The following is an 18,303-nucleotide window of genomic DNA, read 5'->3' on the forward strand; positions in this document are numbered from 1 at the left end:
GCATGGCTGTTTAATTACGGATAAGTTATTTTTAGAGAGAAAACGTGAAAGAAAAGTTAATCGCCCGCAATGTTGATTTGCTTTTCTTTAATCAGCCCCGCAGGCCGAAATGCCCACAAAGCCTTGCCTCCCGCGCCGGGGCGGCGTAAGCCCCGGCCTCACGATCATTCAAAGTTCAATCCGCAGGGCAGTATTATGAAGCAGCAGGCTAACCTCATCCGCGCCGGCCAGGTCATCGAGCACGATGGCGCGCGCTGGACCGTGCTGAAGCAGCAAATCATCACCCCCGGCAAAGGCGGCGCCTTCATCCAGGTGGAAATGCGCAATCTCAAGACCGGCAATAAAACCAACGAACGCTGGCGCACCGCCGATACCGTCGAACGGCTGACCACCGAAGACCGGGACTATACCTACTCCTACACCGATGGCGATAACCTCGTGCTGATGGACCCCGAAACCTTCGAACAATTCATGGTCCCCACCGCCATCCTCGGCGATAGCGCCCCCTTCCTGCAGGATAACATGGCCGTCTCCGTCGCCCTCGTCGAAGGCGACCCGGTCGGCATCACCCTGCCGCCCCACGTCACCCTCGAAATCGTCGAGGCCGACCCGGTGGTCAAAGGCCAAACCGCCTCCTCCTCCTACAAGCCCGCGAAACTTTCCAACGGCGTCAAAACCCTCGTCCCACCCTTCATCGAAGCCGGCGAACGCGTCGTCGTGCGCACCGAAGACGGTAGCTACGTGGAACGCGCCAAGGGGTAAGCAAGGCCAGGGGCTCCGCCCCTGGACCCGCTGGGGCCGTCGCACCGGAGGTGCGCCGGATCTGAAACCGGCGGCCCTTTGGGCCGACGGCCCCAGACCCCCATTAGTTTAGGTTCCGGGTGGGAGGGGTAACTCGCCGCCCGGTTTTTCTGTTTTATGGCCCTTGTCCGGGGCGGCGAGTTACCCCTCCCACCCGGAACCCAAGTAGCGGGGTCTGGGCCTCAGGCCCAGCGGGGGTCCAGGGGGCGGCGCCCCCTGGGTTGCCCATCTCTAGGAGCGTATTTCCATGATGCCACGTCTTTCGGCGCATATGACGGTGATGCACAACGCTGCGAACAAGGCGGCGAAGCGTTTGTTGCGTGATTTCATGGAGGTTGAGAATCTCCAGGTTTCGGTGAAGGGGCCGGGGGATTTTGTCAGCCAGGCGGACATGCGCGCGGAGCAGACGCTGCGTGAGGAGCTGGAGAAGGCGCGCCCTGGCTATGCGTTTTTGATGGAGGAGAGTGGGGCGTCGGGGTCGGATAAATGGTCCTGGCGCTGGGTGGTTGATCCGCTGGATGGAACCACGAACTTTCTGCATGGCATTCCGCATTGGGCGATTTCGATCGCGCTGGAAAAGCGGCTGCCGGATGGCGGCAGCGAGATTGCGGCGGCGGTGGTGTATTGCCCGGTGAATGGCGAGATGTTCTGGGCCGAGAAGGGGGTGGGCGCGTATCTGAACGATAAGCGTCTGCGGGTTTCGGCGCGCCGGGAGTTGCATACGGCGTTGTTCGCGACGGGGATTCCGTTTGCGGCGACCTCGGCGAAGAACCGTCTGGCCTTTGCGCGCACGCTGGGGGCGTTGATGCCGGCGACGGCGGGTGTGCGCCGGTTTGGCTCGGCGGCTTTGGATCTCGCCTGGGTCGCGGCCGGGCGGTATGATGGCTATTGGGAAATGGGCATCAAGCCGTGGGATATTGCGGCGGGCATGCTCATTGTGCGTGAAGCCGGCGGTTATGCGACCGATGGCGAGGGCAAGGATCTGGTGGATGACGTGGTGGTGGCGGCGAACCCGCATCTGCACGGCAAGCTGCTGGAGCTGGTGCAGGACGGGCTTTCCGCCAGGAAGGGTTAAGGCTAGTTTGCCAGATGTGAAGATTTCAGTCTGGCTGTGCGGCCTCCTCCTCGTTGCTCCGGCCTACGCGCACGCGCAGGTTACGGTGAATCCAGCGGCCCTGCGGCAATTGCAGGGGCTGCCCGAACCCGCGCCAGTGGCGGTGCCGGCGGCCAAGCCGGCAATGGAGCGGCCGCATAAGAACTATAAGCGGCATACCGAAAACCGTGCGGCGGTGAAGCCGGTGCCGGCGGTGGCCAAGCCGGCCCCGGCTCCCAAACCGGCCCCGCCGGCGCCGCAGCCGGTGGTGGCGAAGCCTGTAGCGCCCCCTGCCCCGCCGAAGCCGTCGATTCCCAGTTTGGCGACCCTTGATTTCGCGCCCGGCAGCGCCGCCTTGCCGGCGAATGCGCAGGCAGTGCTCAAGCCCTTCTGTGCGGCCAGCACGCCGGTGCCGGTGATCGCGCATGCGCCGCGTGACCCGAACGATGCCTCCGGCGCGATGCGGCTTTCTCTGGCGCGGGCCTTTGCGATTCGTGATGCGCTGACCGCCTGCGGGGTGAATGCGGCGAATGTGATCCCGCGCGCGGCGGGTCCGGCGAAGAGCGGGGACAGCAATCAGGCCGAGATCGGCGCAGGGGCGAAGCCATGACCAGACCGACCAATTATCTGATCCGGATGATTTTGTTCTGCATCATCGTCTATGGCGGGGCGGCAGCGCTCTCGCCGGTGCTGGCGCGGTTCTTCATGGCCAATCCGGTGATCAATTCGGTAATCCTGCTGGTCGAGATTTTCGGCGTGTTCTGGAATATCCGGCAGGTGCAACGGCTCTATCCGGAGGCGGCCTGGGTGGAGGAATTTCGGCGCAACCGGCAAAAGCTGGTGGAAGCCCCGGCGCCGACGCTGCTGGCGCCGATGGCGCGGATGCTGCAAGGGCGCGCGGATGGCGAGCGACGGCTGACCCTCTCCGGCCAGTCCATGCGCACGATTCTGGACGGGATTTCCACCCGGCTCGACGAATCCCGGGAATTGTCGCGCTATATCACCGGGGTGATGATCTTCCTCGGCCTGCTCGGCACCTTCTGGGGGCTGCTGCATACGGTGTCCTCGGTGGCCGAGGTGATCAACGGCATGAACCTGACCACCGGCGGCGATGTGAATGCGATGTTCGCGCAGCTGAAAACCGGGCTGGCGAAGCCGCTGGCGGGGATGGGCACGGCCTTCTCGGCCTCGATGTTCGGCCTTTCGGGCGCGCTGATCCTGGGTTTTCTGGACCTCACGGCCGGCCAGGCGCAGAACCGGTTTTTCAATGAGCTGGAGGAATGGCTGGCCTCGCTGACCAGGCTGGGCACGGGCATCCTCTCCGGCGATGGCGAGGGCAGCGTGCCGGGCTATGTGCAGGCGCTGCTGGAGCAGACGGCGGAGAATATGGACCAGCTGCAGCGTGTGCTGGCGCGTGGCGAGGAAAGCCGCGAGCAGGGCAACCAAGCGCTGCGGGCTCTGGGCGAGCGCATGGGGGATCTGGACGAGACGCTGCGGGTGCAGCAGCAGCTGATGGAGAAGCTGGCGCGCAACCAACTCAGCCTCACCCCGATCCTGACCAAGATGGCGGAGGAGCGCGAAAGCGCCACCGACCCGCTGCGCGCGCATCTGCGCAATATCGAGCTGCTGCTCAACCGCTTCATCACCGAGACCGACCAGGGCCGGGCGCAGAGCCTGAGTGAGTTGCGCGCCGATCTGCGGCTGCTGACACGGACGCTGGCCAACCGGCTGGATGAGCCGCGAACCAACCGGCTGGACGAGCCGCGCGGATGAGCCGGCGGCGCGGCGGCGGCAATAACGGGCTGGAGGCCTGGCCGGGCTATGTGGATGCGCTCTCCACATTGCTCATGGTCACCATCTTCGTGTTGCTGGTGTTCGTGCTGGCGGAGGCGTTTCTCTCCTCCGCGCTGAACGGCTCGGACAATACGATCACCCGGCTGAAGGAGCAGATCGCCGAGCTAACCCAGAGCCTGTCGATGGAGACGGCGAAGGACAGCACGCTCGCCCAGGAGCTGGCGGCGCTGAATGCGCAGCTGGCGGCCGCACAGAGTGCGAATGCGGCGCTGAGCCAGCAGGCGACGCAGGATAAGAGCACGATTTCCGGGCTGCAAAGCGCTGAGGGCGCGTTGCAGGCACAGCTTTCGGACGCGCAGGCGCAGCTGGCGGCGGCGAGCGGGCGGCTGGCCAGCCTGCAAGGCGGCGGCGATACCGCCTCCAAGCTCGCGGATGCGCAGAAACTGAACAAGCAGGATGCGGCGCAGATCGCGCTCCTGAACCAGCAGATGGCGGCCTTGCGGGCGCAGCTGGCGGCGTTGCAGCAGGCGCTGGACGCGGCCCAGGCGGCGGATGCGAAGGATAAGGTGCAGATCACCGATCTCGGCAAGCAGCTGAATGAGGCACTGGCCCGCAAGGTGGAGGAGTTGCAGCAATATCAGAGCGTGTTCTTCAAGACGCTGAGCCAGAGTCTGCAGGGCGAGAAGAACATCAAGGTGGTCGGCGACCGCTTCGTGTTTGAGAGCGACGTGCTGTTTCCGGTGGATGAGGCGACGATCACCCCGGCCGGCAAGGCGGAGATCGCGCAGGTGGCGAATGCGGTGAAGAAGATCGCCACGAAGATCCCGGATAATGTGAACTGGGTGCTCTCGGTGGATGGCTATGCGGATGCGCAGCCGATCAAAGGCGGGCCGTATAAGTCGAATTTCGACCTCTCGGCGGCGCGCGCACTGGCGGTTCTGGATCTGCTGATTGCCGACGGGGTGCCGGCGAACCGGCTGGTGACCTCCGGCATGGGCGCCAACAACCCGATTGCCACCGGCAACACGCCGGCGGATTACGCGCAGAACCGGCGGATCGAATTCCGGCTGACCACGCCCTGATGGAGATGGGGGCGCGCAAGGCGGCGCTGCGGGCGGAGCTTCTGGGGCTACGCGCGGCGCAGGACCCGGCGCTGGGGGCAGCGCTTTGCGCGCATGTGCTGGCGAGCGGGATTATCCCGCCGGATGCGGTGGTCGGCGGCTTCATGCCGATGCGCGGCGAGATCGATATCCTGCCGCTGCTGCACGCGCTGGCGGCGCGCGGCCAGGCCTTGGCGCTGCCGGAAACGCTGCCTTTGGGTCAGCCCTTGGTGTTTCGCGCCTGGATTCCGGGGACGAAGATGCTGCCGGGGCGGTTTCGCACCACTTACCCGGATGCGGTTGAGATTGTGCCGGATTTTCTGCTAATCCCGCTGCTGGGGTTTGATGCCAGGGGACACCGGCTGGGCTATGGCGGTGGGTATTATGACCGGACCTTGGCCGCCTTGCCGGGGGCATTCCGGCTCGGTTGCGCCTATGCGATGCAGGAGGTTGCAACGCTGCCGGTGGAGGCGACGGATTTGCCGCTGCATGCCGTGGCGACCGAGGCCGGAATCAGAAACTTCTACCCCTGAACATCCGCCGGCGTCTGCCCGTTCGGGGTCTGCCCGCCGGGGGTCAGATGGTCGATAATGCCCGGCAAATGCTGGGCGAGCGTGGCGCTGACCTGGCTGGTGTCGAGGCCATATTTATCCGCCAGCCCCTGCAGCACCGGCTGGCCGAGCACGCGCTGGATGCTGTCCTGGTCCAGCGGCAAATTCTGTCCATTGCCGATCCAGGAGGCGACATGCTCGCCAAAGCCGGTCTGGGCGAAGCGGTCGACCAGACCGTCAACGCCGTCGATCCCGTGCTGGGACATTTCATTCATCAGCGGGCCGGCAAGCTGGTTGCTCTGCATTGACTGAAACTCGGTGAACAGGCCGGAGAGGTTTCCGAACAGCGACATGGCGGGCTCCTTTTGAACAAGGCCCTAGCTTAGCCTGGCCGCCGGAAAAAAGCATCCTGAATGCGCAACGGATTCACCAAACCGTTATATTCATGAGGAATTGCAAAAGTTTTTCCGCTTGCGGCCAGGGGGGCGCGGGCCCAGCTTCAGGGGACAGCAACCGAAAAGGAGCCCGAAATGTCCAAATTGCTCGGCCAGGAGGCGCTGAACACCCTGCCTCCGAAATGGGCGCTGGCGCAGGATGGCAAATCCATCACCCAGGACTTCAAGTTCAAGAGCTTCGCCGAGGCCTTCTCGTTCATGACGCATGTGGCGCTGCTGGCGGAGAAGGCGGATCATCATCCGGATTGGTCGAACAGCTATAACAAGGTTTCGATCAGCCTGAGCAGCCATGATGCGGGCGGGGTGACGGAGAAGGATGTCGGGCTGGCGACGGCGATCAGCGATTTCGTCTGGTTGCCGCAGTAACAGCTTGAAAGAGATGGGGGCGTTTTTGCCCCCCCTCAAAAATTTTTGTGACTTTATTTGCCGGGTTTCACCGGAATCCAGCGCGGGCCGGGATCGCCGCCGCTGCCATCCGCGCCGGTGACCATGAATATGGCCGGCATCTGGCCCAGACCCTGCACCTGTTTGCGCAGATCCGCCGCACTGGCGACGACGACGCCGTTCACCTGCTCGATGACATCGCCCGCGACGATCCCGGCTTTTTCCGCCGGCCCCTTGGCGGAGAGCACGGAGACGCCCGTTGCCGCTGGCGGGCCGGCCAGCCCCAGCCCATATTGCGGCAGATCCACCGGGGCGGCCGGTTTCGCATCGGCCTGGGCGATGCTCTCATCCTGCTTGGGCGGCGGCGCCTGGATCACCAGGCTGGCCTGGCCCGGCTTGCCGTCGCGCACATAATCCACGGTCACGCTCTGCCCGGTCTGAAATTCGGCGATGCGGATGGTGAGCGCCTGGGGATCATCGATCGCGGCGGTGCTGATGGCGGTGATCACGTCGCCGGGCTGCAGCTCGCCGGCGGCGGGGGAATGCGGGTCCACCGCGCCGACCAGCACGCCCTTGGCGGAGGAGAGTTTCAGCGCCGCCTGGATCTGCGGGGTCAGCTCCTCCACCGCCACGCCGAGCCAGCCGCGTTGCATCTTGCCGTCATGGGCCAGCGCCTCGGCCACCGGCTCGGCCATCGCCGAGGGGATGGAGAAGCCGATGCCATCCGAGGTGCCGGAGGGCGAATAGATCGCGGAATTCACCCCGATCACCTGGCCCTGCAGATTGAACAGCGGCCCGCCGGAATTGCCCTTGTTGATGGCGGCGTCGGTCTGGATGAAATCGTCGAACTTGGTGTCGCCGATCTGCCGGTGCAGGGCGCTGATGATGCCGGCGGTGTTGGAATTGGGCATGCCGAACGGGTTGCCGATGGCCAGCACCCAATCTCCCACCCGCATCTGCGCGGAATTGCCGAACGGCACATAGGGCAGCGGATGCCCGGCATTGATTTTCAGCACCGCGAGATCAACATCCTTATCCACACCGGCGATGATGGCGGGATAGACCGTGCCGTCAGGGAAGGTGACGGTGACGTTGCTGGCCCCATTCACCACGTGATGATTGGTGAGAATATAGCCGGCGGGGTCGAAGACGAAGCCGGAGCCCAGCGACTCGATGGTTTTCGGCGGCGGCACCACCCCGCCATCGGCGGCGTTCTTGGTGTCGGCGGCGGGGTGGAAGCCGGTATTGCCATCGCCGCCATCGCTGCCATCGCCGTTATTGTCGCCATTATCGCCCGCGGCGGGCGGGGTGGCGGAGACCGGCGCCATCGAGGCGATGGAGACCACGGCGGGGCCGACCTTGGCCGCCAGATCCGCCAGCGGCGGCGGCAGCGCCTGGGCGTCATTCGGCGCCAGGCTGGGCGGGGCGGCATGCGCGGCCATGCCGGCGAGCAGGAACAAGGCAGGGAGCGGACGCGCCAGAAACTTCATGCGGCCAAGAGTGGCGGCGGCGGACGATCTTCGCAAGAGGGGCGACAGCGACTATCTCTAGGACATGACCGAAGCAGAGATTCGCGCGGCCCTCGCGCCCTTTAAAATCGAAAACCGGATCGACGGTGTGCATGTTCAGGACGGGCTGGTGCAGGTGAGCCTGCGCGCCGCCCGCCAGGAAGCGGCGGGGCTGGAAGGGCTGCGCCGCGAGATCGAGGCGAGGCTGAAAGGGCTGCAAGGGGTGAAATCCGCGACCGTGGTGCTCACCGCGCATGCGGCCCCCTCTCCGTCTTCGCCCCCCACCCCCGCGCCCGCCGCCGAGCCGCCTTTACTGCCGGAGGTGAAGCATGTTGTGGCCGTGGCCTCGGGCAAAGGCGGGGTGGGCAAATCCACCGTCGCGGTCAATCTGGCGGTGTCACTGGCCCAGCGCGGGCTGAAGGTGGGGCTGCTGGATGCCGATATTTACGGCCCCTCCCTGCCGAAAATGCTGGGTCTGGCGACCAAGCCGCAAGTGCGCGACGGGCGGATCCAGACGCTGGATGCCTGGGGGGTGAAGTCGATGTCCATCGGCTATCTGGTGCCCGAGGACAAGGCGATGATCTGGCGCGGCCCGATGGTGATGGGGGCGCTGAACCAGATGCTGGGTCAGGTCGATTGGGGGGCTTTGGATATTCTGGTGGTGGACATGCCGCCGGGCACCGGCGATGCGCAGCTGACCTTGGCGCAGAAGGCCAAGCCCTCGGGCGCGGTGATCGTCTCCACCCCGCAGGACCTTGCGCTGCTGGATGCGCGGCGTGGCGTGCAGATGTTCGAGCAGGTCGGCGTCAAGGTGCTGGGCGTGGTGGAGAACATGTCCTTCTTCTGCTGCCCTGCCTGCGGGCATCGCGCGGAGATTTTCGGCCATGGCGGGGCGGAGCGCGAGGCGGAGCGGATCGGCGTGCCGTTCCTGGGCGAGATTCCGCTGGAGATCGCGGTGCGCGAGGCCGGGGACGAGGGTAAGCCGGTGGTGGCGCATGATGAGAACGGCAAGGTGGCTGTGGCGTTCCGGCAGCTGGCGGCCAGCGTGAGCAAGGCGCTGGGGCTGTAACTTGGCCGAGATCGGCTTCTATCACCTCACCCGGACGGGGCTGACGCAGGCGCTGCCGGCGCTGCTCGGGCGCACGCTGGCGGCCGGCGAGACGGCGCTGGTGGCCTGCCCGGATGAGACGATGATGGCGGCGCTGGATGATGCGCTGTGGCAGGCGCAGAACCCGGACTGGCTGCCGCACGGCACCGCGCAGTCCCCCTACCCGGAGCTGCAGCCGATCTTCCTGACCACGGACATGCAGAACCCGGCCGGGGCGCGGTTTCTGTTTCGCGTCGGCGGGGTGGAAGCGCCGGTGGAGGGGTTTGCCCGGGCGTTCGATCTGTTCGATGGCAATGACGAGGCGCAGGTACTGGCCGCGCGCGCCCGCTGGAAGGCGGAGAAGGCGGCGGGGCATGTGCTGGCTTACTGGAAGCAGGAAGACTCCGGCTGGGTGAAAGCCGGGTAAAAGTTTTTGGGGCCGCCCCTTTTTGAAAAAAGGGCCGCCCCCCAAAAACTTTTGCGCTTTAGTCCTTTACGATGGGCCTGACGTCGCCGTCTTCAAGCAGATCCAGCATGTCGGTGGCGTGATCTTCCTCATCCGCCAGTATCTCTTCCAGCAACGAACGGGTGGACGGATCCCCCGCCTCGCTGAAATATTTGATCAGATCACGATAATGCTCGATCGCCACGCGCTCGGCGACGAGATTGCCCTTCACCATTTCGGTCAGCGTCTCGGCATGGCCATATTCCGTGGCCGAGCGTGAGGCCAGGCCTTCCGGATTGAAATTCGGCGTGCCGCCGAGCTGGTCGATCCGCTCGGCGAGGCGCTCCATATGCTCGCGCTCCTCCGCCGCGTGCTCGGCGAATTCCTCGCCGACGCTCTTGGAGGTGATGCCGGACACGGAGATCGAGTTCATCGTGTAGCGCAACACACAGACGATTTCCGTCGCCAGCGCGCCTTGCAGAAGTTCGATGGCGCGCGCGGGGTTTTTATAATCCGGCGTCACCGCGCCATCCGCGATGGATTTTTGCGCCTGGGCGCGCAGCACGTTCATGTCACGCAGGAAATAATTGCCGCTCTCTTGGGTCTTGGCCATGATTGATCTCCGAAACTATCGGACATCCACTTGGCCCTGACGCTGCCCGGATGAAACCAGCGCAATGTGACGGGCGGCTTGAAACCTGTTCATGTCGGCAGCCGCGCGCCATATACCGGGCAAAGCCATTGGCGCAGATGCGGCCAGAGCTCGTGATCCTGCAGCCAGGTCAGGTCCTTGTCCAAAACCTCCCGCAACTTGGCTTGCGCGGCCTTGCCGAGATGCAGGCGGATCCCCTTCAGCGTGTGCGCCGGTGCCGCGATATAAAGCTGGTCATAGAGCGCCACCTGCTGGTTCAGCTCGGTCGCCACCCAGATCGGCAATATTTCGCGGGCGCGGGCATGGGCGTCCTCACGCGCGCCGGGGGTGCCCCCCTGCGGCGCGGCGCGCGCGCTTGAATGCAGGCTGTTATCTTCCGGTTCGGGCCGCACGAACCGCGCATGTTCGGCGTCGGCCAGGACGATCAGCGTGTTCAAATGAGTAGGCATGGCCACTCCCCTTATTGCGTTAAACCAGCAATAGCGTCGCCAGAATCGCCGCGTCCTTGATCCTGGTCAAAAAAAACCGAAGGCGGAACGATTGATAAAGCCTCCAACCTATGGTTGCATCATACCTACAGGCCCATGACCACCCAGAAGATGAAGAGGCTCGACATGCTCCCACCCCGCCCGCTTGCCGACCGCCGATGAAAACCGCCCTGATCACCGGCATCTCCGGGCAGGACGGCGCCTATCTGGCGCAGCTGCTGCTGGAGAAGGGCTATCATGTCGCCGGCATGGCGCGGCGCTGTTCAAACCCTGACCAGGCGCGTGCGCGGTTGCGTTGGCTGGGCATCGCGGACGAGGTGGAGATTCTGGACGGGGATCTGACCGATCTCTCCAGCCTGTTGCGGCTGCTGACCCGGGTGCGGCCCGACGAGGTTTATAATCTCGGCGCACAAAGCTTTGTCGCGCTCTCCTGGCAGCAACCGATTCTCACCGGCGAGGTGACCGGCATGGGGGTGTTCAACCTGCTGGAGGCGGTCCGGCTTTCCAACCTCCCGGTGCGGTTCTACCAGGCCTCATCCTCGGAAATGTTCGGCAAGGCGCAGGCGCCGCTGCAGAGCGAAACCACGCCATTCTATCCGCGCAGCCCCTACGCGGTGGCGAAGCTGGCCGGGCACTGGATTACCGTGAATTACCGCGAAAGTTTCGGGCTGCACGCCTCTTCCGGCATTTTATTCAACCATGAGAGCCCATTGCGTGGCATGGAATTCGTTACCCGAAAGATTACAAATGCCGTGGCGGGGATCAAGCTGGGCTTGAATCAAGGGCTTGAGCTAGGCAATCTTGAAGCGACACGGGACTGGGGACATGCCCGTGATTATGTGAAAGCGATGTGGCTGATGATGCAGCAAGACAGTCCGGGAGATTATGTCATTGCAACCGGACATAGCGTGAGCATCCGATCATTCTGCGAGATCGCCTTTCGCCATGCCGGGCTCGATTACCGGGATCATGTACGGGTGAATCCGGCTTTTTTCCGCCCGGCGGAAGTGGATTGCCTGCGCGGCGACGCGGCCAAGGCGCATCAGGCGCTAGGCTGGGCGCCGCAGGTCGGGCTGGAGGCGCTGGCCGCCGAGATGGTGGAGGCCGATCTGCACCGTCTGTCGCGCGCCGCATGACCAGGCTGCTGATCACCGGCGCCAGCGGTTTCGCCGGACGGCATCTGCTGGCGCATCTGCGCCAGGACGCGCCGCATCTGGAATTGCTCGCCCCCTCGCTCGACATTACCGACCAGAAGGCCATCGAGGCGCTGATCGCAACGGCGCAGCCGGATATTTTGCTGCATCTGGCGGGCATTTCCTCGCTCCGGCATGCCGCCGCCCACCCGGAGCGTACCTTCGCGGTGAATGTGTTGGGGAGCCTCAATCTCGCCGAGGCGGTGCTGGCGCATGCGCCCGCCTGCCGCTTCATCTTCGTCTCCAGCACGGAAGTCTATGGCCGCGCCTTCATCGATGGCGAGGCGGTGACGGAGGCGACGGTGCCCGAGCCGGTCGGCCCCTATGCGCTGAGCAAGGCCAATGCCGAGGAGGCCCTGGCCGCGCTGCCGGGGCTGAAGCTGCTGCGCCTGCGGGTGGCCAACCATACCGGGCCGGGGCAGCTGCCGGATTTCGTGGTGCCGACCTTCGCGCGGCAGATCGCGCGGATCGAGGCGCGGCTGCAGCCGCCGGTGCTGAAGACGGGAAATCTCGATAGCTGGCGGGATTTCCTGGATGTTCACGATATCTGCACGGCCTACACGGCAGCCTGCGCCTTGCCCGACTTCGCGCCCAAGGAGGTGCTGAACATCGCCAGCGGCAAGCCGCAGCGCATCGGCACGCTGCTGGACATGCTGCTGAGCATGGCGCGCGTGGAAATCTCCGTGCAGCCGGATGCGGCGCGCCATCGCCAGGGCGAGATCCGCTATACGCTGATCGATGCCAGCCGGGCCAAAACGCGGCTGAACTGGGCGCCGCAGCGCGCCATGCGCGAAACCCTCGCCGCGACGCTGGCTTATTGGCGCGCGGAGGCGGCCAAGGAAGCTGGCTAGAGCAATATGTGTTTAGGTTGACGCGCCAGCGTCAAGATAAACACATGGAATTGCTCGCCAATACCAAAGGTTCGGGGGCTTGGCTGCGCCTGCGCCAAAACCTCGAGGTTTTTGCCGCTTTTTTGTAAAAAAGCGGCACCAAAAAACTTTTGCGTTTTTTGCAGGGGGTTTTTACTTCCCCGTCCAGCTCGGCTTGCGCTTCTCGATGAAGGCGGCCATGCCTTCCTGCTTGTCCTGGCTCGCCGCCAGGCCGAAGAACATCCGCCGCTCGAAGCGCACCCCTTCCGACAGGCTGGTCTCGAACGCGGCATTGACCAGCTCCTTGTTCGCTTTCACCGCCAGCGGGCCGAGCCCGGCGATGGTCGCGGCCTGGGCCAACGCGGTTTCGATCAGCTTCGCCGCCGGGACGATCTCGGCCACCAGCCCCGCGCGCTCGGCTTCCTCGGCCCCCATCATCCGGCCGGTGAGGCACATCTGCATCGCCTTGGCCTTGCCGACGGCGCGGGTGAGGCGCTGCGAACCGCCCATGCCCGGCGCGGTGCCGAGCGTGATCTCCGGCTGGCCGAATTTCGCGGTATCGGCGGCCAGGATGTAATCCGCCATCATCGCCAGCTCGCAGCCCCCGCCGAGCGCGTAACCCGAGACGGCGGCGATCCAGGGCTTGGAGGTGGCGCGCAGCATGCGGTCATAGCCGGCGAATTTGTCCGGCCCGTACATCTCGGCAAAGCCCTGGGGCTGCATCTCCTTGATATCCGCCCCGGCGGCAAAAGCCTTCTCCGAGCCGGTGAGCACCAGGCAGCCTTGCCCCGCATCCGCCTCGAACGCGGCGAAGGCGGCTTCGAGATCCGCCAGAACCTGGGCGTTGAGCGCGTTCAGCGCTTTCGGCCGGTTCAGGGTGACCAGCGTCACCGCGCCATGCTGTTCGACGATCAGCGTCTCATAAGCCATGATTTTGGCATCCTTCCTTGTGGTGCGGCCAGATTAGCATGGTTACGAAAAATCCGGCGCACGCTTGGCCAGAAAGGCTGCAATGCCCTCCTGCCCCTCCACGCCGCGCAGGGCGGTGGCAATGGCGCGGGCTTCCCATTCCATCTGCTCCTCCAGCCCGGTGGAAAGGCTGCGTGACAGCAGCGCCCTGGTGCCGGCCAGCGCCGCGCCCGGCCCCTGGGCCAGCGTCCGCGCCACCGTCAGCGCCTCGGCCTGCGGGTCATCGGCGACGCGGGTGATCAGCCCGATGGCGGCGGCTTCCTGGGCGCCCACGCGGCGATTGGTGAGCGCCAGCTCCTGGGCCCGGCGCAGCCCGACCAGACGTGGCAGCAACCAGCTCGCCCCCAGATCCGGCGTCAGCCCGATGGCGGTATAGGCGACTGTGAAATGCGCGGCGGGCGCGGCGATGACGATATCCCCCAGCATGGCGAGCGACAGCCCCGCCCCTGCCGCCGGACCATTCACCGCCACGACCAGCGGCTTGCCCATGCGCGCCAGGCGGGAGACGGCGCCATGCAGGATGGTGGTCATTTCCTTGGCCAGATGCGAGACCCGCGCCCCCGCCGCGGCGAAGCCGTGAATATCGCCGCCGCCGCAAAACAACGGACCATTGCCGGTGAGCAGCACGGCGCGGATGGAGGCATCCTCATCGCACTCGATCGCGGCGTCGAACAGAGCGCGGGACATCTCCGGGTTCAGCGTATTGGCCGCATCTGGGCGGTTGAGAGTGATGCGGGCAAGCCCGCTTTCGCGGGTGAAAAGCAACGGCGGCGGCGGGTTCATGAACAAACCTCTTGGTACATTATTTACTAACGCGTAGGTTCCATGCTTCATTGCCCCCGTCAAGATGAAGCCTGGATGTGATGGATAAGAGCGCGCCCGCGATCCCCCCTTTCCGCACCGCGCGCGAGCGTGAGCAGGAGCGCGCGGCCAAGCGCGACGCGGTGCTGCGGGCGGCGGTGCGGATGTTCAACGAGCGCGGCTACCATACCACCTCGCTCGACGATGTCGCCGCCAGCCTCGGCATCTCCAAGCCGCTGATCTATCATTATCTGGGGGCGAAGGAGCAGGTGCTGTTCGAGTGTCTGCGGCTTGGAATCAGCCGGCTGCGCGAGGCGGTGCGGCAGGCCGAGGCGCTGCAAGGCAATGGGCTTGAGCGGCTGAAGCTTTTCCTGTGCATCTATGCGCAGGTGATCATGGATGATTTCGGGCGCTGCGTGATCCGCACCGGGGACGAGGTGCTGGCGCCGGAGAGCCGGGCGCAGTTCCGCGCGCTGAAACGCGAGATCGACGAGGCGCTGCGGCGGTTTCTGCAAGCGGCGTCCGATGATGGCTCGGCGCGGATCAGCGATGTGAAGCTGACCGCCTTTGGCCTGGCCGGCGCGCTGAACTGGACGGCGCGCTGGCAGGAGGCCGAAGGCGATCTGCCGCCGGAGCCGCTCGCCGCGAAGCTGGTGGATATCCTGCTTCGCGGGATTGAGCCGAGAGGATAGTTACTCCTTGATGCCGTAGGCGGCGTCGTAGATTTTATGCGTGTAGGCACCTTCCGGCTGTTTGGTGATCACCGGATCGGTCTTGTCCGCCATCAGCACGCTCACCGTACGCTGGTAGGCGGCTGGGTCGAGATAGCCATCCTTGTCCTTGCCGTCGGTGAGCAGCGTGGCGATGGAGCCCATCATCCTGGTCTGATGCGCCGCATCCAGCACCCCGGCGGTGTCGTTATCCATCACGATTTTTACCGCTTCGGCCTGGTGGGCGGCGGCATAATCCCAGCCCTGCATCGTGGCTTTTACGAACTTCGCCAGGTCGGCCGCCTTCTGCGGGTTGGCCAGCTCGGCATCGGTGGTGTACAGCCCGTCTTCGAGCATCGCCACGCCTTCATTCTGATATTTGAAGACGACGAGCTGGTCCGGCTTCATCCCGGCTTCGATCAGCTGCCAATATTCATTATAATTCATCGTCGAAATGCAGGCGGCCTGCTTCTGCAGCAGCGGCTGCACGTTGAAGCCTTGTTTGAGAACCTTGACATCCGGGTTGGCGCCGGAGGTGGTGTAGCCGAGCTTGCCCATCCAGGCGAGGAAGGGATATTGGTTGCCGGCAAACCAGACACCCAAAATTTTGCCTTTGAAATCCTTCGGTGAGGTGACGCCGCTATCCTTGCGGCAGGTGAGTTCGAGGCCGGATTTCTGAAAAACCTGGGCGATGTTGACGAGCGGTACGCCCTTCTCACGCGCGGCCAGTGCGTCCGGCATCCAGTCCACAATCACATCGGCACCGCCGGCGGCGATGACCTGGGAGGGGTTGATGTCCGGTCCGCCGGGCTTGATGGTCACGTCCAGCCCGGCATCCTTGTAAAACCCCTTGGCCTGGGCGACGTAATAGCCGGCGAACTGGGCCTGCGTCACCCATTTCAGCTGCAATGTCAGATGATCCGCGGCCGAGGCGGCGGATGCGAAACCAAGCGACGGGGCCAGCGCCAACATCCAGGCCAGGGTCTTCTTCATGATCTTCAGCCTCTCCTATAGGGTTTTTCAGTTCGGGTTACGGTAGGATGGATGCCAGAAGGTCACCGCCCGCTCCAGCAGCGCCAGGGCGGCGAAAGAGAGCGAGCCGGTGAGCGCGACGATGAGGATGGCAGCCCAGACGATGTCCAGATTGAGGCTGGCGGCTTCTGTCGAAATGCGAAAGCCAAGGCCAAGGATCGGCGAGCCGAAAAACTCCGCGACCACCGCGCCGATGAGCGCCAGAGTGGAGTTCAGCTTCAGCGCTGCGAAAATATGCGGCAGGGCAGCGGGCAGGCGCAGCTTGAGTAGCGTGACCGGGTAGGAGGCGGCGTAGCTCAACAGCAATTCTTGTTCCAGCACGCCGGCTTCACCCAGCCCTGCAATGGTGTTGACCAGCATGGGAAAGATCGTCATCGCCGCGACCACCGCCGCCTTGGATTGCCAGCCAAAGCCGAACCACATCACCGCGATCGGCGCGATGCCGATGATCGGCATGGCGGAGACGAGGTTTCCCAACGGCATCAGGCCGCGCTTGAGGAAATCCGAACGGTCGATGGCCAGGGCCAGCAGGAATCCGCCTACGCAGCCGATAATGTAGCCGGGCAGCACGGAGCGCAGCACGGTTTGCACGAAATCCGCCGCCAGCATGCCGGCATTGGCGCTAAGGGCGGTGAAGATGGCGCTGGGGGCGGGGAGCAAAATCGCCGGAACGGCAAAGCCCTTCACCAGCGCCTGCCAGAGCCAGAGCAGCCAAAGGCCGAAGATGGCAGGGGTGGCGAGGCGCGCGGCGAGGCTCTCCCGGCGCACACTGGCGGCCATGGCGATGAGCGCGATGATGGTGAAGATGATGGAAAGCAGCAGATATTTCACAACCTGCCTCCGCGCTGCCAACGCAAACCGGCTTCCAGCAGCGAGATCGCGCCCAGGATGAGCGCGGAAAGCAAGGAAGCCGCCAGCAGCGCGGACCAGACCATCAGAGTCTGGCCGTAATAGCTGCCGGCGAGCAGCCGCGAACCGAGCCCGGCCTGCGCGCCGGTCGGCAATTCCGCGACAATGGCCCCCATCACCGCCAGCGCCGCGGAGACGCGCAGAGAGGGAAACAGGAAGGCGACGGAGGCTGGCAGGCGCAGCTTGGAGAAGATCTCGGACTCGCGCGCCGAGTAGGTTTGCAGCAACTCGAACTGGATTGTCTCCGGCGCGCGCATGCCTTTCACCAGCCCGACGACGATGGGAAAGAATGCCAGGTAGGCGGCGATGGCAACTTTCGGGACCAGGCCAGAGAGGCCGAGATTGCCGAGCACCACCACCACCATCGGCGCGATGGCGAGCACCGGCACAGTCTGGCTGGCGATGACCCAGGGCATCAAGGAGCGGTCCAGCGCCTTCACATGCACGATCAGCGTGGCGATGACGCCGCCGATCACAAGCGCCACGGCGAGGCCCAGCAGCGCCTCCTCCGCCGTAACCCCGGCATGGTAGAGCAGGTTACGCGGCGAGGAAAGCGGCCAGCCAAAGATGCTGTCACCAAGCGCGCCGATCACCTGGTCCGGACGCGGCAGGAGATTTGTGCCAACCAAGGCCGAGGCCGCATACCAAAGGATGATGGCGGCGAGCGCAACAGTGGCGACCGGCAGCACGGATCTAGTCATAGGAATGCCCCGCCCGCAGCGCTGCACGCACGCGGTGCGCGACATCGGCGAAGACCGCACTATCGCGCAAGGCAAGATCACGGGTGCGTGGGAGATCGCTCTCAATGATTTCAACGATCCGGCCCGGGCGCGGCGACATGACGACGATGCGGGTGGAGAGAAACACCGCCTCATCGATGGAATGGGTGACAAAGCCGCAGGTGAGGCCTGTCGTGCGCCAGAGGTCCTGGAGATGCAGGTTGAGGCCATCGCGGGTGATCTCGTCGAGCGCGCCGAAGGGCTCGTCCATCAGCAACAAGGAGGGCTCAAAGGAGAGTGCTCTGGCGATGGAAGCGCGTTGCTGCATGCCGCCGGAGAGTTGCCAGGGAAATTTCTTCGAGAAGGCGGATAGCCCGACCAGATCAAGATAGCGCGCGGCGCGCTGCTGACGCTCCTGTTTTGGTAGCCCCATGATTTCCAGAGGCAGCATCACGTTGCGTTCGATATTGCGCCAGGCATAGAGGGCCGGCGCCTGGAATACATAGCCGTAGGCACGCGCGCGCCTGGCCTCGGCGGCGCTGACGCCATTCACCTTCAATTCGCCGCTGGTCGGCTGCACGAGATCAGCGATGGCGCGCAGCAACGTGGTCTTGCCGCAGCCGGAGGGGCCGATGAAGGAGACAAAATCACCTGGCGCGATGTCCAGGCTGATCCTCTCAAGTGCGACCGTGCCTTTGAACTCAACGCGCAGATCACGCGCCGAAACAGCCGGGAGCTTCATC

General features: G+C 64.6%; 22 protein-coding genes. 12 read left to right on the plus strand and 10 right to left on the minus strand.

Annotated features, from left to right (window positions below; all coding sequences use genetic code 11):
• The first annotated feature begins 195 nt into the window (after window positions 1-195).
• From efp to T331_RS0102190, 6 genes are all read left to right on the plus strand, one after another.
• Window positions 196-762 carry an elongation factor P gene (efp, locus tag T331_RS0102165; RefSeq protein WP_008493226.1) on the plus strand — a complete coding sequence of 189 codons (567 nt, stop codon included), beginning with the start codon at window positions 196-198 and terminating at the stop codon, window positions 760-762.
• Window positions 763-1,048: 286 nt separating this feature from the next.
• Window positions 1,049-1,876 (plus strand): inositol monophosphatase family protein, encoded by an 828-nt coding sequence (locus T331_RS0102170; protein WP_081822089.1) that lies wholly within the window; start codon window positions 1,049-1,051, stop codon window positions 1,874-1,876.
• Between the two features lie 16 nt (window positions 1,877-1,892).
• Complete coding sequence (locus T331_RS17040; RefSeq protein WP_008493228.1) at window positions 1,893-2,504, plus strand: OmpA family protein; 612 nt, start codon at window positions 1,893-1,895, stop codon at window positions 2,502-2,504.
• Window positions 2,501-3,667: an Mce/MlaD family protein gene (locus T331_RS0102180; RefSeq protein WP_026438849.1), complete on the plus strand. Its 1,167-nt coding sequence runs from the start codon at window positions 2,501-2,503 to the stop codon at window positions 3,665-3,667. The genes T331_RS17040 and T331_RS0102180 overlap by 4 nt, the downstream gene beginning before the upstream one ends.
• Window positions 3,664-4,770: a peptidoglycan -binding protein gene (locus T331_RS0102185; protein WP_026438850.1), complete on the plus strand. Its 1,107-nt coding sequence runs from the start codon at window positions 3,664-3,666 to the stop codon at window positions 4,768-4,770. The genes T331_RS0102180 and T331_RS0102185 overlap by 4 nt, the downstream gene beginning before the upstream one ends.
• Complete coding sequence (locus T331_RS0102190) at window positions 4,770-5,321, plus strand: 5-formyltetrahydrofolate cyclo-ligase (protein WP_035178773.1); 552 nt, start codon at window positions 4,770-4,772, stop codon at window positions 5,319-5,321. The genes T331_RS0102185 and T331_RS0102190 overlap by 1 nt, the downstream gene beginning before the upstream one ends.
• Here T331_RS0102190 and T331_RS0102195 read toward each other — a convergent pair.
• On the minus strand, window positions 5,312-5,692 hold the full coding sequence (locus T331_RS0102195; RefSeq protein WP_026438852.1) for a YidB family protein: 381 nt from the start codon (window positions 5,690-5,692) through the stop codon (window positions 5,312-5,314). The two genes, T331_RS0102190 and T331_RS0102195, sit on opposite strands and share 10 nt — an antisense overlap.
• A gap of 177 nt (window positions 5,693-5,869) precedes the next feature.
• On the opposite strand from T331_RS0102195, the gene T331_RS0102200 reads away from it, so the two are divergent.
• On the plus strand, window positions 5,870-6,160 hold the full coding sequence (locus tag T331_RS0102200) for a 4a-hydroxytetrahydrobiopterin dehydratase (protein ID WP_026438853.1): 291 nt from the start codon (window positions 5,870-5,872) through the stop codon (window positions 6,158-6,160).
• A 53-nt stretch (window positions 6,161-6,213) separates the two neighbouring features.
• On the opposite strand, the gene T331_RS17045 is transcribed toward T331_RS0102200, so the two are convergent.
• Window positions 6,214-7,668, minus strand: coding sequence for a trypsin-like peptidase domain-containing protein (locus T331_RS17045; protein WP_051622025.1), 1,455 nt, complete (start codon window positions 7,666-7,668; stop codon window positions 6,214-6,216).
• Between the two features lie 64 nt (window positions 7,669-7,732).
• Here T331_RS17045 and T331_RS0102210 point away from each other — a divergent pair, with 64 nt between their 5' ends.
• Window positions 7,733-8,755 (plus strand): Mrp/NBP35 family ATP-binding protein, encoded by a 1,023-nt coding sequence (locus T331_RS0102210; RefSeq protein WP_026438854.1) that lies wholly within the window; start codon window positions 7,733-7,735, stop codon window positions 8,753-8,755.
• Window position 8,756: 1 nt separating this feature from the next.
• Window positions 8,757-9,200, plus strand: coding sequence for a DNA polymerase III subunit chi (locus tag T331_RS0102215; protein WP_026438855.1), 444 nt, complete (start codon window positions 8,757-8,759; stop codon window positions 9,198-9,200).
• A gap of 58 nt (window positions 9,201-9,258) precedes the next feature.
• Here the strand turns inward: T331_RS0102215 and T331_RS0102220 are convergent, their stop codons facing one another.
• Together T331_RS0102220 and T331_RS0102225 are read right to left on the minus strand one after the other, a co-directional pair.
• Window positions 9,259-9,831 (minus strand): ferritin-like domain-containing protein, encoded by a 573-nt coding sequence (locus T331_RS0102220; protein ID WP_008493238.1) that lies wholly within the window; start codon window positions 9,829-9,831, stop codon window positions 9,259-9,261.
• An 89-nt stretch (window positions 9,832-9,920) separates the two neighbouring features.
• Window positions 9,921-10,319, minus strand: a complete 399-nt coding sequence (locus T331_RS0102225) for a baeRF12 domain-containing protein (RefSeq protein ID WP_081822090.1) — start codon at window positions 10,317-10,319, stop codon at window positions 9,921-9,923.
• Window positions 10,320-10,516: 197 nt separating this feature from the next.
• On the opposite strand from T331_RS0102225, the gene gmd reads away from it, so the two are divergent.
• Together gmd and T331_RS0102235 are read left to right on the plus strand one after the other, a co-directional pair.
• On the plus strand, window positions 10,517-11,494 hold the full coding sequence (gene gmd / locus T331_RS0102230; RefSeq protein ID WP_026438857.1) for a GDP-mannose 4,6-dehydratase: 978 nt from the start codon (window positions 10,517-10,519) through the stop codon (window positions 11,492-11,494).
• A complete protein-coding gene (locus T331_RS0102235) occupies window positions 11,491-12,402 on the plus strand; it encodes a GDP-mannose 4,6-dehydratase (RefSeq protein WP_026438858.1) in 912 nt (303 codons plus the stop codon). The genes gmd and T331_RS0102235 overlap by 4 nt, the downstream gene beginning before the upstream one ends.
• 171 nt (window positions 12,403-12,573) lie before the next feature.
• Here T331_RS0102235 and T331_RS0102245 read toward each other — a convergent pair whose 3' ends face one another.
• Both T331_RS0102245 and T331_RS0102250 read right to left on the minus strand, forming a co-directional pair.
• On the minus strand, window positions 12,574-13,350 hold the full coding sequence (locus tag T331_RS0102245; RefSeq protein ID WP_026438859.1) for an enoyl-CoA hydratase-related protein: 777 nt from the start codon (window positions 13,348-13,350) through the stop codon (window positions 12,574-12,576).
• A gap of 42 nt (window positions 13,351-13,392) precedes the next feature.
• On the minus strand, window positions 13,393-14,172 hold the full coding sequence (locus T331_RS0102250; protein WP_051622027.1) for an enoyl-CoA hydratase/isomerase family protein: 780 nt from the start codon (window positions 14,170-14,172) through the stop codon (window positions 13,393-13,395).
• 80 nt (window positions 14,173-14,252) lie between these two features.
• On the opposite strand from T331_RS0102250, the gene T331_RS0102255 reads away from it, so the two are divergent.
• Window positions 14,253-14,882 (plus strand): TetR/AcrR family transcriptional regulator, encoded by a 630-nt coding sequence (locus tag T331_RS0102255; protein WP_026438861.1) that lies wholly within the window; start codon window positions 14,253-14,255, stop codon window positions 14,880-14,882.
• Here the strand turns inward: T331_RS0102255 and T331_RS0102260 are convergent, their stop codons facing one another.
• Genes T331_RS0102260 through T331_RS0102275 form a run of 4 tightly spaced genes read right to left on the minus strand, consistent with a single transcriptional unit; the run spans window position 14,883 to window position 18,302 of the window.
• Window positions 14,883-15,893: an ABC transporter substrate-binding protein gene (locus tag T331_RS0102260; protein ID WP_026438862.1), complete on the minus strand. Its 1,011-nt coding sequence runs from the start codon at window positions 15,891-15,893 to the stop codon at window positions 14,883-14,885.
• A 27-nt stretch (window positions 15,894-15,920) separates the two neighbouring features.
• Window positions 15,921-16,763 (minus strand): ABC transporter permease, encoded by an 843-nt coding sequence (locus T331_RS0102265; protein ID WP_244876876.1) that lies wholly within the window; start codon window positions 16,761-16,763, stop codon window positions 15,921-15,923.
• Window positions 16,760-17,542 carry an ABC transporter permease gene (locus T331_RS0102270; protein ID WP_026438864.1) on the minus strand — a complete coding sequence of 261 codons (783 nt, stop codon included), beginning with the start codon at window positions 17,540-17,542 and terminating at the stop codon, window positions 16,760-16,762. The genes T331_RS0102265 and T331_RS0102270 overlap by 4 nt, the downstream gene beginning before the upstream one ends.
• Window positions 17,535-18,302 carry an ABC transporter ATP-binding protein gene (locus T331_RS0102275; RefSeq protein ID WP_026438865.1) on the minus strand — a complete coding sequence of 256 codons (768 nt, stop codon included), beginning with the start codon at window positions 18,300-18,302 and terminating at the stop codon, window positions 17,535-17,537. The genes T331_RS0102270 and T331_RS0102275 overlap by 8 nt, the downstream gene beginning before the upstream one ends.
• Window position 18,303: the final 1 nt, after the last annotated feature.

The sequence above is a fragment of the Acidocella facilis ATCC 35904 genome (genome assembly GCF_000687875.1).
In the GTDB taxonomy this organism is placed as follows: domain Bacteria; phylum Pseudomonadota; class Alphaproteobacteria; order Acetobacterales; family Acetobacteraceae; genus Acidocella; species Acidocella facilis.